The organism is Shewanella seohaensis, from assembly GCF_023283775.1.
GTDB lineage: Bacteria > Pseudomonadota > Gammaproteobacteria > Enterobacterales > Shewanellaceae > Shewanella > Shewanella seohaensis.
The window spans coordinates 101,905-115,297 of record NZ_JAKILE010000005.1; the positions used below are offsets into that span (position 1 = coordinate 101,905).

The 13,393-nt window shown below is 50.2% G+C and carries 15 protein-coding genes and 1 riboswitch; of the genes, 3 read left to right on the plus strand and 12 right to left on the minus strand.

Annotated features, from left to right (window positions below):
- The first annotated feature begins 35 nt into the window (after positions 1–35).
- The 3 genes from L2713_RS07620 (at position 36) to L2713_RS07630 (ending at position 2,148) form a co-directional block, all read left to right on the plus strand.
- On the plus strand, positions 36–1,082 hold the full coding sequence (locus tag L2713_RS07620) for a hypothetical protein (RefSeq protein ID WP_248967480.1): 1,047 nt from the start codon (positions 36–38) through the stop codon (positions 1,080–1,082).
- Positions 1,083–1,241: 159 nt separating this feature from the next.
- Complete coding sequence (locus tag L2713_RS07625; protein ID WP_248967590.1) at positions 1,242–1,598, plus strand: nuclear transport factor 2 family protein; 357 nt, start codon at positions 1,242–1,244, stop codon at positions 1,596–1,598.
- A 256-nt stretch (positions 1,599–1,854) separates the two neighbouring features.
- Positions 1,855–2,148: a DUF3144 domain-containing protein gene (locus tag L2713_RS07630; RefSeq protein ID WP_011621652.1), complete on the plus strand. Its 294-nt coding sequence runs from the start codon at positions 1,855–1,857 to the stop codon at positions 2,146–2,148.
- Between the two features lie 156 nt (positions 2,149–2,304).
- Here L2713_RS07630 and L2713_RS07635 read toward each other — a convergent pair whose 3' ends face one another.
- The 12 genes from L2713_RS07635 to L2713_RS07690 all read right to left on the minus strand — a co-directional run bounded on the left by L2713_RS07635 (position 2,305) and on the right by L2713_RS07690 (position 13,052).
- A complete protein-coding gene (locus L2713_RS07635) occupies positions 2,305–2,529 on the minus strand; it encodes a hypothetical protein (protein WP_011621646.1) in 225 nt (74 codons plus the stop codon).
- A 343-nt stretch (positions 2,530–2,872) separates the two neighbouring features.
- Positions 2,873–3,187 carry a hypothetical protein gene (locus L2713_RS07640; protein WP_248967481.1) on the minus strand — a complete coding sequence of 105 codons (315 nt, stop codon included), beginning with the start codon at positions 3,185–3,187 and terminating at the stop codon, positions 2,873–2,875.
- Positions 3,188–3,240: 53 nt separating this feature from the next.
- Entirely contained in the window at positions 3,241–3,624 is a 384-nt protein-coding gene (locus tag L2713_RS07645) for an MAPEG family protein (protein ID WP_248967482.1), read from the minus strand.
- Between the two features lie 78 nt (positions 3,625–3,702).
- Positions 3,703–4,527, minus strand: coding sequence for a cobalamin-binding protein (locus tag L2713_RS07650; RefSeq protein ID WP_248967483.1), 825 nt, complete (start codon positions 4,525–4,527; stop codon positions 3,703–3,705).
- A gap of 14 nt (positions 4,528–4,541) precedes the next feature.
- Positions 4,542–5,579, minus strand: coding sequence for a T6SS phospholipase effector Tle1-like catalytic domain-containing protein (locus L2713_RS07655; protein WP_248967484.1), 1,038 nt, complete (start codon positions 5,577–5,579; stop codon positions 4,542–4,544).
- Positions 5,580–5,718: 139 nt separating this feature from the next.
- Positions 5,719–6,354, minus strand: coding sequence for a cob(I)yrinic acid a,c-diamide adenosyltransferase (cobO, locus tag L2713_RS07660; RefSeq protein WP_248967485.1), 636 nt, complete (start codon positions 6,352–6,354; stop codon positions 5,719–5,721).
- Positions 6,355–6,382: 28 nt separating this feature from the next.
- Positions 6,383–8,029, minus strand: coding sequence for a cobyric acid synthase (locus L2713_RS07665; RefSeq protein WP_380823606.1), 1,647 nt, complete (start codon positions 8,027–8,029; stop codon positions 6,383–6,385).
- Positions 8,030–8,116: 87 nt separating this feature from the next.
- The gene (gene cobU, locus L2713_RS07670; protein WP_248967486.1) at positions 8,117–8,719 is read right to left on the minus strand and encodes a bifunctional adenosylcobinamide kinase/adenosylcobinamide-phosphate guanylyltransferase; all 603 of its coding nucleotides are present in this window, start codon (positions 8,717–8,719) and stop codon (positions 8,117–8,119) included.
- Positions 8,716–9,504: an adenosylcobinamide-GDP ribazoletransferase gene (locus tag L2713_RS07675; RefSeq protein ID WP_011621638.1), complete on the minus strand. Its 789-nt coding sequence runs from the start codon at positions 9,502–9,504 to the stop codon at positions 8,716–8,718. The genes cobU and L2713_RS07675 overlap by 4 nt, the downstream gene beginning before the upstream one ends.
- 96 nt (positions 9,505–9,600) lie before the next feature.
- Positions 9,601–10,653, minus strand: coding sequence for a nicotinate-nucleotide--dimethylbenzimidazole phosphoribosyltransferase (cobT, locus tag L2713_RS07680; protein WP_248967487.1), 1,053 nt, complete (start codon positions 10,651–10,653; stop codon positions 9,601–9,603).
- A gap of 288 nt (positions 10,654–10,941) precedes the next feature.
- The gene (locus L2713_RS07685) at positions 10,942–12,090 is read right to left on the minus strand and encodes a FecCD family ABC transporter permease (protein ID WP_248967488.1); all 1,149 of its coding nucleotides are present in this window, start codon (positions 12,088–12,090) and stop codon (positions 10,942–10,944) included.
- Positions 12,087–13,052 carry an ABC transporter ATP-binding protein gene (locus tag L2713_RS07690; protein WP_248967592.1) on the minus strand — a complete coding sequence of 322 codons (966 nt, stop codon included), beginning with the start codon at positions 13,050–13,052 and terminating at the stop codon, positions 12,087–12,089. Before L2713_RS07690 ends, L2713_RS07685 begins: the two co-directional genes overlap by 4 nt.
- Before the next feature lie 133 nt (positions 13,053–13,185).
- A riboswitch (cobalamin riboswitch) is annotated at positions 13,186–13,344 on the minus strand.
- Positions 13,345–13,393 lie beyond the last annotated feature (49 nt).

Consider the following 13,393-nt stretch of genomic DNA (forward strand, 5'->3'; position numbering starts at 1 on the left):
AACGTCATAAGCGATTATCTTTTAAGAGAAAAAACATGAATACACGGAAGTTACTTAAGCTGTTGTCCTCAAGCCTATTACTTGCCACTACACTGCCTTTAAGCACTTTTGCCGCCGATGAACTCTCAGGAATCTGGCAAGGCACGCTGGGTAAAAGCAGTGTAAGGGTCTGCTTTAACCAATACGGCAGTGGCAGTTACTACTATCAACGCTACCTAACCCCAATACAGCTCGAGCTGCAAAACGGTATTTGGAAAGAAGAAAACAATACTGGAAACTGGCAGTTCGATAGCGCTACGGCGCAGCAACTCAGCGGCCATTGGTTTAAAGATAATTCAGGCAAATCCTTACCCATAAAGCTTGAACGCCAACTCAGCCCGGATAACCAAGATGACTGCAGCGCCGATGCCTACAATCTGCCGCTTGAAACCAAACCTTCACTGAGCCGCGGAAAATGGCAAGCTTTTCAAACCATTGAATACCGTCCATTGACCTATGGCACCGAAGTCGGTATCGAGTTTAACGGCCCACAAAAAGGCATTCCCGCCATTAATCAGTGGCTTGAGAAAAAGCTCACCGATGATGCGCAGCTGGCACAGACCTTTGATACTCGCCGCAGAATGTTGTCGCAAATGGGCCATTTTGTGGCAGATGAAACCTATGCAGAACCGATTTTCCTTAATCAGCATTGGCTCAGCGTGCGCTTATATCGCTGGGCGGCAGGTTTTGGCGCCAATGGGATCAGCCAAGAGTTTGTTAGCTTCTCCCTCGCCGATGGTAAACCTTTCCATCCGTGGCAGTGGTTTATTGCCGATAAACCCTCGCAAACCTTGCCAGAAAGCATGAGTTATCAGCTCCCTCCTGCACTTAAAGAAAGGTTGTTTGCTAATGCGGTTCCAGATACCGAATGCCCAAGAGCCGACGGCTCTGGGTATTTTCAGCTCACCCTCGAGACGAATGGGGTTAAGTTTTGGGAAATGCCCCGTGGCGATGGTTGTGAGCTGGAGTTTACCTTAACCCCACAAGAAGCCATGCCCTTTGCCACACATTGGGGACAAACGCAGCTTAAGTCATTGGAATAATAAAATTTAATATAAATTCATCATTAATCGCGATGGCGGGAAAGCAGGCTGAGATAACGACATTTTGCGTTTGAAAGCCCTTTCTCGTAAACCTTAACGGGCTAGCGTCTCTTGTCAGATTTAGCCCCTATTTTGAAGGAAGATAGCTTGAGCCAGCAAATGTCCCAGATAGCAGAACAAACTGCCGAAGCCTTAGTGCAAGCCCAATTAGTCGCCTATAACCAACACGATCTTGCAAGCTTTGTCGCGCTCTTTAGCGACGATGTTTGTATTTACCGCCCACCCGCCACTGAGCCCGTGATCCGAGGCAAGGCCGCCTTTAGTGATTTCTATCAGAATGAACGCTTTAACTTGCCGCATCTGCACGCCGAGATCCTCAATCGTATGGTGGTCGGCAATAAGGTGGTCGATCACGAACGGATCAGCGGCATCCGCGAGGAGCCCTTTGAAGTCATGGTGGTCTTTGAAGTCGCTAATGGCCTTATCCAAGCGATGTGGAGCTTTGCCGCTAACTAGAGCGCGCGCTAAATGGTCATATCAAGCTGACTGGCGTAACAACAAGCATCTGCGGCAAAGACGCTCGCTAAAGCTGTGAAAAATGTTACGCCTATCCCATATTTCATTTCGGCGCCACCTTTTGGTGTGATATCAACGGATTCTGTGAAGCGCACGACTGTCCCTCAACCACAAAATACCTTAGGGTTATTAATAACAGCCTAAAGGGCGATGCACTCAACGCCCTCTTTACTTTGCCCAACAATAGGAATTGCTGATGTCTGATAACCAACAAGCCTTTTACGAACGTGCCACCGAGATGATTAAGCTCGCGAACCAGCAAAACCAAAACACCGAGATCCAAACCGGTGAGGTCAGCGCTTCCTTTATGTGGGCCGTCGCCCGCTACAACGCTTGGTTTGGCTCCACCAGCTTTGAATCCAAAGAACAAATGCAGGCCAAAAAACAGGAAATGATGGATTACTATATCGAACGCTACAAAGAGATGATTGACGCCAATCTCGAAGACTATATCGAAAACTTCGACCACTACCGCGCCACACAAAAGTAGTCAGTGAATAAACAATTGCTCTAATAGGATTGCTTTAGTTGGTTTAGGGCTCATAAGCCCAAGAGGGGCAAATAGGATTATTTGCCCCTCTACTATGACACTGTGGCGAACAGCTTCTTACTTATGCGCAGCAAGAACAAAGATGATACATCGCCGTTATTGAGTGCATGCGTTTGTCGTTTGGCAGTCGGCTGCGGCCTGACGCTTAAGCTGCTGTGCGTATTGCTCCGCCGCTGCTTTTGCCTTTCGAGCCTCAACCTTATGTTGCACATTCTCCACCAAGACCTTATCAAAGGTCTCCATCCCAAAATGGTCGGAAACATCCTGATAAATAAACCAAGATGCAAAGGCGACAATGCCATAGGTCATTAGACGTAACATGGTTTTCAAACCTCAACAATTGTATCAACAACTGCAATATAACTGAGGTTTTTCATAAAGAAAACTGTCAATTTAATGGCTTGAAATTGTCAAATTACTACCATTATTCAATAGGATACAGAAACACAAAAACCTTTAATTACATCAATTTAGCTATTTGAGACTAAAGCCAGCCTCTAGCCGTCAAAATTGGCTGTTAACCATTAAAAATGAGCGATTATTTGACATAGATTTTTAAGTGACAATAAATCATGTTCCGCTTAACTAATGTCAGAAAATCGACGATAAATTCATCAGTTGTGATTTTTGACACAGCAAGTCAAGCCTAGGCTATAGTGCAGTCTTAAGTTGTCGGAGGAAGCCTTTCTCGCCATAGCTGGATAGCACGACGAGTTAAGGGTTCAAATTCTCTGGATTGATCTCTGCCTCGATAAATCGAGCGGCTGTTTTCAGCAATCGGCACCGAATAATGAATGTCGTAGGCGAGTTGTGTTAAGTATGCTCGCCCCATATCACGATAGCGCGCCGATTCCACTTCTTTTAATTGGATCAAATAGTGATAACCAAATGCACTCATACTGCAGTTAGCATCCAGATAAAGTTCGCCCTTATGTTCAAACAAAAACCAGGCTCGATTCTCAGCATCCACTACTCTCATCTCAGCTCCTTCGGTCTGAGAGACTCACATCACTGTTAACCAACCTCAGGCCGTTAAAACGCTTGGAAGAAGACTCCAAAGGCGCTGAAAATCGCCACAAACCAAGACAATGAACGCAACGTGCCTTTGTTCAGCAGATACAAGATCTGATACGCCACCCGCGCAACGATATGCACAACCGCTAACCACTCAGCAGTCGCAGTGACTTTGCCCGTGGCGATAACTGTCACTACGGCTAAACCAAAAATCAGTAGAGATTCGAAGGCGTTTTGATGCCCAGCGAGTGCCCGCGCACCAAATCCGGTTAATTGCGCCTGTTGAGTACGCGGATGTTGATTATCATAACCGCCCGCTTTAGCCATTGCCCATGCGACGGGCCCTTTGGCTAAGTAAGGCAATAACATAGCGATAAACAAACAAGTCAGTAATGTATGCATGGAACTTCCTTATTATTTTGATGATAAATATCAATAAAACAGTACATTGCATTAAATTGAATAATATGTGATATGCGATTAACGCGCTTTATCCAAAGCATCACAGACCGCCTTTACACCGAGTAGCGCCCTTGGTGTTGCCCGGTGTAATAGATCGGCATTTAATTGATAAATATGCTGGTTTTTAACCGCGGGGATTTCGGTCCATTTGCTCCAATCAACCCCTTTGACATTGCCTTCCTCTTCGCTCTGTAAAATCACCTCGGGCAAGGTCATTAACACATTCTCTAAACTCACCTGCGGGTAATCACTCGCGGCATCGTAAAAAACGTTTTTGCCATGACACACACCGATAATCTGCTGGATCCAACTGTTTTTCGCGACCGTCATTAACGGCGTAGACCACAGCTGATAAAACACCTTTGGCTCGGATTTCGCGGCATTCTCACTGCGTAATTGCAGCAGCTCACTGCGATAATCGGCCGCCACTTGGCTCGCCTGCTCAGTGCGCCCCGTGAGCGCTCCTAACTCCTCAATTTCTTTGGCAACATCCTCAAGCATCTTTGGGGAACTGCTATAGAGTTTAAAACCTAAGCTTTTGAGTTGATTGATATCCTCAGCTTTATTACCCGTATCCCATACCACAATCAGATCGGGATTTAACTCTAATACCCGCTCAATCTGGATCCCATAATACCCCCCGATACTGGGGATTTTTTTCGCCGCTTCGGGATAATCCGCATAATCTGTCGCGGCCACAATCGACTCCCCCGCGCCAATGGCATAGAGCATTTCAACCGCATGGGGCGAAAGCGCAATAATACGTTTTGCAGGCTCGGCCAGCGCCGTTATGGGTAACAGCGCCAAGCTTAGGCCGAGGGCAATAAAGCGTCGCATTAACATGATATTCCTTATATTTAATCGATGAATTCTTCTGGCCAGCCGTACTGCTCAAGGTAGGTCTGCAGATTCTTAGGCCGATATTTAGGGTCTTGCTCCCAGCGGATTTTCACCGAGCGGTGCAGCAACACGGGCGCGACGTTAGGATCAATTGGGCGCAAATAGGATTGCTTAATTCGGTAAAAACTGCGGCGCGAGTCGTGTAAAGTCGCCAAAGGATTGGGATGCAAACTCGCCGCTAGGTGCGGCTCTAAGCTCAAATTAAACCGCTCGGCCTCGGCCATCATCCACGCGAGCGCATTATCCGACAATAGCGAGCCATCCTTATCCGGTAGATAGCTGCCGCCAATATTGCTATGGGCGCCGGCAAACCAGACCTGCTGCATATCCATATTGTCGCGCACTTGCCAAATCGTAGGTTCAAAGTCGCTGCGGTGTTCGTCTATTGCCAAGGCATGGCGGGCAACCCGCACATTACGGCCAATCTTAGTGTCGTAAAACTCGTCTTTATCTTCGAACAAGCCGAGAAACGAAATCGGGATCCCCATGGCGCCCACCGTATCCCACACGCCGACAAACTTAATCTCCCGCGATTCGTGGCTGTGCTGTTGTCTAAATTCGACGGATTTATCGCCACTTGGGGCAAAGGGCGCGCTGCTTTTTTTATAGTGGTCAAAGGCTTGTTGAATAAGCCTCGCATCGGGACGCTTGAGGATGCCGCAATTATTGATAAGGCCACATAAACAGCGCACTGTGTAAGCGCCTCGGCTAAAGCCAAAAAGATAGATCTCATCACCGGGGGAATAGTTCTGCACTAAATAGCGATAACCATCCATGATATTTTTGTGTAGTCCACGCCCCGTCGCGCCGCCAATGGCTTGATCGTAATAAGAACCAACGCCCCAGTCGTAAAACACCTGCTGGGGTTTTCCATCGGCCGCCATCGGGCTGATGGCCCGCGCCAGACGCAGCACATTAGTGGGAAAATCCACCTTAAGGTCTTTCTCTGGCCGATTCCAAGTTCCGTCTGCACAAATCACAATACGTTTATTCATCGCATCATCCTTGAGTTACCCATGCTACTCACGCTAACGGCTAAAGATAAAACGCTAACGGATTTTACCGAGGAACAACAGCCCTAATGGGGTTTAAAGGGCGGATCGCGGTGTAACCAATCCGCCTAAGCCGCGCTGTTTAATAGTCGAATCCCGGCTGCGCTTTAATGCCTGCTTCGAAGGCATGTTTAATCGGCTGCACTTCGCTAACCGTATCCGCCAGTTCGATAATCGCGCGGTGGCAAGCGCGGCCAGTGATAATCACATGCTGCATCGGCGGACGGTTTTTCAGCGCCGTGAGCACCCGCTCCACATCGAGGTAATGGTAACTCACCATATAGGTCAGCTCATCGAGCATTAGGCAATCAATGCTCTCGTCTTGGAGTAAGGCTTCGGCGGCTTCCCAAGCGACCAGAGCGGCGGCAGTGTCCTTTTCTCTGTCTTGGGTTTCCCAGGTAAATCCGGTGCCCATCACATGAAAGGCCACGCCCGCACCTTCAAGCAGATTACGCTCACCGCATTCCCATGTGCCCTTGATAAATTGCACTACCGCGGCTTTTTTACCGTGCCCCACCGCGCGGGCAACCGTACCAAAACCAGAGGTCGACTTGCCTTTGCCATTGCCGGTCAGCACCAGCAGAATGCCTTTTTCTTCTTGGGCGGCGGCAATTTTAGCGTCCACACCTGCCTTCACTTTTTGCTGGCGCGCCTTATGGCGTTCGGCTTTGATTTGAGCTTGTTCGGTATCGAGCTGTTTTTCGTTCTCTGCTGTCATGATCTTCTGTTTATCCTACTGCTAACACTTATGCATTTATAATGGACGCGAGTTTTTGCATATCGAGGTGCTCGGCTAATACATAGGCCAAACGGTCCAGCTGTTGTTCGCGAATTTCATTGATATCAATCGTTTGAGCATTCTCCAGCCCAGCCCAATGAAGGACGAGCTGGCAGGCCTCAGGGCTGTCGAATAGCCCATGTAAATAGCTGCCGAGCACTTGCCCGTCGTCACTTAAACAGCCATCGGCAAAGGGGTTAACCTGCTGGCTATTCTCAGCTTTCAACCATAGTGAGGCAGACTTTACCGCAGCGCTGAGATCAAGACATTGGTGTTCAAAGTAATGGGGAGCAAGATATTGGGACTCACCGCAGTGGATCTCATAGCCCTTCACCTCCACTTGTTGCCCTAGCAGCGCTAAATGGCCTGTGACCCTACGTAGCTGTTTTTCAGCCTTAAATTCGGTGGCAATGGGTAAATATCCCAGCCCTAGGCTCACGCCAAGTGTGTCTTCGATCCCCATGGGATCGGCAATGCGTTCACCCAACATTTGATAGCCGCCGCAAATCCCCAGCAGCTTACCGCCGTAGCGCAAATGCTTAGCAATCTGCTTATCCCAACCCTGCTCGCGCAAAAAAGCCAAGTCCGCTCGAACATTCTTACTGCCGGGTAAAATCAGCAGATCGGCGGCAATCTCCGGAGTCTGTGCCAAAGCCTGAGTCTGGAGCGACACATAATCAAAATCGATATCGGGGTGCAGCCTAAGTGGGTCAAAATCCGTGTGATTACTGGTGCGGGGATACACTAATACCCGCACCTTAAAACGGCTTTTGGTCTGCTTAGTGGGCGACTCTATAAGTGCATCCTCGGCGTCTAAATGCAAATCATGCAAATAGGGTAACACCCCCAACACGGGCTTTTGCGTATGATTCTCGAGCCAATCGAGACCAGACTGCAACAGGCTGATATCGCCACGAAAGCGATTGATCACAAAGCCTTTTACCCTAGCCTGCTCGGAGGGCGACAGCAGCGCCAAGGTGCCAACCAAATGGGCAAATACCCCGCCTTTATCGATGTCGGCAATGATGATCACCGGGCAGTCGACCGCCTCGGCAAAGCCCATATTGGCGATATCCCCTTCACGCAGATTGATTTCCGCTGGGCTTCCCGCCCCTTCAACCACAATCGTTTGGTATTGCTGGCCTAAACGCGCAAAGGATTCCAGCACGGCATTTAACGCCATGGCTTTATAATCCTTAGATTTTTCACCGAAAAAGGCCGAGGCCTCTAGGGTGGTTAAGGCTTTGCCGTGGACGATGATCTGCGCGCCCGTGTCCGAACTTGGCTTAAGCAGGATGGGATTAAAATCCGTGTGCGGCGCGAGAAAACAGGCTGCGGCTTGCAGTGCCTGCGCGCGGCCAATCTCACCACCATCAATGGTCACTGCGCTATTGAGCGCCATATTCTGCGGTTTAAAAGGCGCGACCTTCACGCCCTGCCTAGCGAGTAATCGACAAATCCCCGCCACCAGCGTACTTTTGCCCGCATCCGAGGTTGTCCCCTGCACCATAAGCACTTTTGCACCTGAATGCTGAGCTTCGCTTTGACTTGCAACACCTTGAAACTGGTTTTGCGACAAGGCCGAAGTGGAGTTGGAGGCGTTATTTGAATTCATGGGCAAGAACATCACTCAACAGAGGAAAATAAACTAACGGGGAAACGGTTCGCTCCCTCACTAAGAATGCGTCGATAACAGTTTGTCTTAGCTGGATTTAAGCACCAGTGGCAGACCCGCCACCACTAAGGTCACATTATCCGCCACCTCGGCAACGGCCTGATTTAACCAACCCGCTTCATCGACAAACTGACGACTCAATTCGCCCAAGGGCACAATGCCAGAGCCGACCTCATTGCTGATTAAAATCACCACGCCCTCAAGGGTGCTTAAGGTCTGGATAAAATCGGCGCGTTGTTGCCGCCAGTGTTCTAAAGGCTCATGGCGAGAGCGGGCAAAATCCAAGGCAAAGTCCGATTCCGTTGAAGCGGGCTCGGCCTCGGGGCTCTGTGCAAGTAATTGATTGGTGAGCCAAAGCGTTAAACAATCTACCAGAATCACTCGGCCGGGTTTGGCTAATTGTTTGAGCTTGGCGGTTAATGCCAGGGGTTCTTCGACGAGTTGCCAGTCGATATCATCCTTGGCACGTCCATCCTGATGTAAACGAATGCGACGGCTCATTTCGGCATCGAGCGCCTGTGCAGTCGCCAAATAGCAGGCATCGAATCCGAGGGCGGTATACTGGCGCACTAAGGCTTCGCCGTAGCGGCTCTTACCGCTACGCGCGCCGCCTAGCACTAAATGGATCACAGTATGCTACCCACAACGAGCAGCACGAAGTAACAGACGATTTCGCAGATCTGCTGCGCTGCGCCTAAGGTATCCCCCGTGTAGCCACCGATTTGGCGTCTAAAGATCACCACAATCAAACGACGTAGGCCTATCATCACCAGTAACAACGACAACGCGGCAATGCCCTTAAGCACTAACAGCACTAACACACCGCTGGCGATCAAAATAAACAGTTCATTAATACCTTGATGCTGCGCTAACGGCTTGGATTTACTGGATTCATCATCGCGCACATATTTCTCGGTAAAGATAAGGCTGGCGGCAACGACGCGGCTCACTGTGTGGGCGACTATCATCGCCGAGCCAGCAACCACAGGATCATAAAGCGCGAGTTCCACTAATAATTGCCACTTGAGCATCAGCACAAGCATCAAAGCCAAGGCGCCGTAGCTCCCTAGGCGAGAGTCTTTCATGATCCGCAGCTTGTCTTCCGCCGTCCAACCGCCACCGAAACCATCGAAGGTATCGGCTAAACCGTCCTCGTGAAAACCGCCCGTGAGCAGCACACCTGTGACCATCGACAGCAGTACGGACACGCCGGCGGGCAACCAGTTTTGGGTAAGCCAAAACACGATGGCACTGAGTAGCCCCACCAGCAGGCCCACTAACCCAAAGTAACGGCTGGCTTTATTGAGCTTGTCGGCATCGACCTCAACCCATTTGGGCATAGGAATGCGGGTAAAATAGCCCATAGCCACTAAAAACAAATCTATCTCTTTGTGCCAGCTTTCGCGTTCTGACATAAAGCATCCTTAGTGAATTAACACTTGCTGCAAGGTTTAAGATTAAAACGGTTAGCTAAAAGTTATTATTTTAAATAAGACACTTAGCAGGGCACATCATACAACAGCCTCAATCCCAGCATCACTAAAACTCGCCATTTGATTGTAAAAATTTACTGCGGCTTGAATTAACGGCAATGCCAAGGCAGCGCCCGTGCCTTCGCCTAATCTCAGCCCTAAAGATAACAAAGGTTTAGCCTTTAAATGTTCCAACATCCGCTGATGACCTTGCTCCTCGGAGCGGTGGGCAAAAATCAAATAATCCCGCACATGGGCATTGATACTCACGGCAACCAAAGCCGCTGCGGTTGCAATAAAACCATCCACCACGACCAGCATCTTACGCTCGGCGGCGGCGAGCATGGCCCCCGTCATCTGCACAATTTCAAAGCCGCCCAAACAGGCCAGCACTTGCTTAGGCCCTGTCATCGCACTTTGATGTAACAGCAGTGCGAGTTCGATAAGCATCTGTTTACGCTCTAAGGTTTCGCTACTGATCCCCGTGCCTCGGCCAACACAGTCGGCCACATCGAGTTGCATGATGGCCGCCATAATCGCCGCAGCGGAAGAGGTGTTACCTATCCCCATCTCGCCAAAGGCGACCAAGTTACAACCCGTTTGATGGTGGCGCTCGATCAACGCCTGCGCCATGGCAAAGCCCTTGTCCACACAGGCTAAACTCATCGCTGGCTCTAAATGAATTGCGCCAGTGCCCGCACCAAGGCGTTGGTCGATAATGCCTTCGCCCCCCTCAACCGGGGTTAAAATACCGCAATCAATCACTTCGAGATTGAAGCCTAATTGGCGACAAAACACATTGATAGCTGCGCCGCCATGGGCAAAATTTTGCACCATTTGCCGCGTGACTTCGCTCGGGGCTATCGACACGCCTTCGGCGGCAATCCCATGATCCCCAGCAAACACTAACATGGTTGGGTTAACTATCTGTAATTGCTGCGGCCCTTGAATGCGGGCAATTTGCAGCGCCAAAGGTTCTAACAACCCCAAAGCGCCCGGCGGCTTAGTCTTCAGATCGATCTTTTGTTGAATAAACTGATCCTGCGCTCGACTCGCAGGCTCGATTTGAAATAACAGGGCAGATTGAGACATTCACGCTCCAGTGGCAATTTAGGCTCCCTAAGTGGAGCCGCTACTCATAACTTATTGGCTAATACGCTCGCGACTATTCATTTACAACGATTCGTTCGCAACAATTTGTTCGCAACGATTTGTTCGCAAGGATGCGTTCGCCACTACATTCTAGAACAACCACTACGACGCATTCGGCAGCGATTTGCTATACGCACTAAGTACGAATTTGGCTCATCCGAGTTGGGCAATTTCTCTTTCAACAATCACTTATCGAACAATTGCTTATCAACATCAGCATGCAAACAACTAGTTCGATAGCTTGCGCCGACGTAAAATCAGCAAAAAGAAGAAGCTACCAATCGCGGCGGTGATAATCCCTACGGGTAATTCCTGATTGCCAAGCAAACATCGGGCGAGCACATCAATCCACACCATAAACAGGCCGCCCACTAGCGCCGTCAATAAGATGGGCTGACGACCGGGGAATAACAAACGTACTGTGTGCGGGATCATCAAGCCGACAAAACCAATGCCGCCACAGGTCGCCACTAAAATGGCGGTGATAAGCGAGCAGAGCAGCAGCATATTGAGACGCAGCTTAGGCACATTCACCCCTAAGGTGTGGGCCGTTTCATCCCCCGCCTGCAACGCCATGATTTGGCGCTTCCAACCGAGAATAATCAAAAAGCTCACCAGCACCACTAAGGACGGCAGCACCAACAGCGACCAACTGGCCTTAGCAAAACTGCCTAGACTCCAAAACAATACCGATGCGGTAGCCTGCGGGCTGGCAAAGTACAGCAGTAAACTGGTTAACGCGCCAAACATAAAGGAGGTTGCCACGCCAGAGAGCAACATCCGCTCTACCTGGCTCTTAAGGCCTAACCCAGCTAACGCCAGCACGATTAACACCGACAGACTGGCACCAATAAAGGCGCCGAAGGGCAAGCTCAACCAGAGCAGCCCCGCAAAGCTGCCCGAACCGCTAAAAATCCCCGAACTGGCTATTGCGCCCGCATTGCCAAACAGGCCAGAACCTGTGAATAGCGTCAGCATGACCACGGCACCAAACGAAGCGCCAGAGCTAATGCCGAACAGATAAGGATCGGCAAGGGGGTTACGGGTCACGGTTTGCAGCACGCTCCCCGCCAAGGACAGCCCAGCCCCCGCCACAAAGGCGAGTAAAATCCGTGGCAGTCGCAGCTCCATCACAATCCGTTCGGTCATGCTGGCCGTGCTGACTTCGACATCACTGGCAAAAAGGTGATTGAATTTATTGATAAACACATGCAGCACATCTAAAAAGCTAATGTTTGCCGCGCCAAAACTCGCGGCAGCGATGGGGGTGAGCAGGGCAAAGCCCGCCAAGCCTAAAATCAGCCATTGCTGGCGGGTGAGCGGCGTAAAAATGTGGCTAAAAAAATTCATGGTCACCAATTTGAGAGTGTCTATCATGGCGTGGGTTCAACGCTATGCTTGTGCAAGGCCGCGCTTGGTGCCCCGGAGGTATGACAGGTGCAGGCCATAGGAGGTAACGCTTGAGCCGAAACTGCATGGGAGTCACTCGCCGCGTCCGCAGTATCGCTCTTAGGCTTTTGATAACCATAAAAGTAATTAATCAAGGGGTTACCATGCTGTGGATGGGGCATGACTTGGGCGCAAACCCCAAACACTTCGGCGATACGTTCTTCGGTTAAGACCTCAGTCGGCGTGCCCATGGCACTCACCTGCCCCTTGTCCAGCAGCAGTAAGCTATCACACAGGGCGCTGGCCAAGTTGAGATCGTGAATAGAGGTAACCACACTGATCCCAAGGCTTCGCACTAGCTCTAAGATTTGAATTTGATAGCGGATATCGAGGTGGTTTGTCGGCTCATCTAAAATCAATAACTGCGGCTGCTGCACTATGGCGCGGGCGATCAGGGCGCGCTGTTTCTCACCGCCCGATAATCGATCGTATTGCTGATGCACTTTATGGCTCAGGCCGACCTTGTCCAGCGCCTTGGCAATCTTGTCACTGTCTTCGCTGGAATGGCTATCAAACATCCCCTTATGGGGCGTGAGTCCCATGGCAACCAATTGCTCTGTGGTCATATCGAAATATTGCGGCGTATCCTGCTGCACCACCGCCACTTTACAGGCAAACGCCTTGGGCGACAGCTCGCTAATGTCCTGCGAAAACAGGCTGATATGCCCTTTAGCAGGGCGAATAAAGCGGTATAAACAGCGCAGCAAACTGGATTTACCCGCGCCATTGGGGCCAATCAGCCCGAGCATTTCCCCCTTCTGCAGGGCAAAGCTTATCTCCGAGAGAATGGTTTTTCCCTCAATCGCCCAGCTCAATTGGCTCACTTGAAGTGCCATATTAGCGGAAGTCGCAGCGGGCGCTAAGGGCGCAAGACTCGATGTGGAAGGCATCACTAACGATTGCTCCCACATGGATATTGATTGGTGTTATTTGTGCCTGCCGCCGCTTGGGCCAACAGGGCGAAACTCATTAATATCATCTTCTGCTCCCTCGAGTTACCCGCTCGAGAACTAAGGCTGCACGCAGCGAAAACAGAAATAGGCAGGTATCCTGACTCGTAGGTAAGAAGCAAAACGCTTCGACTACTCACAGTTGCGGGTACAGTTCGGGCTACTGACGGGCAGCTCCCCGATTCCCTATTATGTTTGGGTTATCCGGCGCGCTTAAATACTGTTGCCTTTAAGCAATAGTACTCAATCGCACAAAATTCCTAACACCTATTTCTGCGACC

Coding starts and splice junctions, on each gene's coding strand:
- L2713_RS07620 (WP_248967480.1), top strand. CDS start 36: ATGAATACACGGAAGTTACTTAAGCTGTTGTCCTCAAGCCTATTACTT.
- L2713_RS07625 (WP_248967590.1), top strand. CDS start 1,242: ATGTCCCAGATAGCAGAACAAACTGCCGAAGCCTTAGTGCAAGCCCAA.
- L2713_RS07630 (WP_011621652.1), top strand. CDS start 1,855: ATGTCTGATAACCAACAAGCCTTTTACGAACGTGCCACCGAGATGATT.
- L2713_RS07635 (WP_011621646.1), bottom strand. CDS start 2,529: ATGTTACGTCTAATGACCTATGGCATTGTCGCCTTTGCATCTTGGTTT.
- L2713_RS07640 (WP_248967481.1), bottom strand. CDS start 3,187: ATGAGAGTAGTGGATGCTGAGAATCGAGCCTGGTTTTTGTTTGAACAT.
- L2713_RS07645 (WP_248967482.1), bottom strand. CDS start 3,624: ATGCATACATTACTGACTTGTTTGTTTATCGCTATGTTATTGCCTTAC.
- L2713_RS07650 (WP_248967483.1), bottom strand. CDS start 4,527: ATGTTAATGCGACGCTTTATTGCCCTCGGCCTAAGCTTGGCGCTGTTA.
- L2713_RS07655 (WP_248967484.1), bottom strand. CDS start 5,579: ATGAATAAACGTATTGTGATTTGTGCAGACGGAACTTGGAATCGGCCA.
- cobO (WP_248967485.1), bottom strand. CDS start 6,354: ATGACAGCAGAGAACGAAAAACAGCTCGATACCGAACAAGCTCAAATC.
- L2713_RS07665 (WP_380823606.1), bottom strand. CDS start 8,029: ATGAATTCAAATAACGCCTCCAACTCCACTTCGGCCTTGTCGCAAAAC.
- L2713_RS07675 (WP_011621638.1), bottom strand. CDS start 9,504: ATGTCAGAACGCGAAAGCTGGCACAAAGAGATAGATTTGTTTTTAGTG.
- cobT (WP_248967487.1), bottom strand. CDS start 10,653: ATGTCTCAATCTGCCCTGTTATTTCAAATCGAGCCTGCGAGTCGAGCG.
- L2713_RS07685 (WP_248967488.1), bottom strand. CDS start 12,090: ATGATAGACACTCTCAAATTGGTGACCATGAATTTTTTTAGCCACATT.
- L2713_RS07690 (WP_248967592.1), bottom strand. CDS start 13,052: ATGCCTTCCACATCGAGTCTTGCGCCCTTAGCGCCCGCTGCGACTTCC.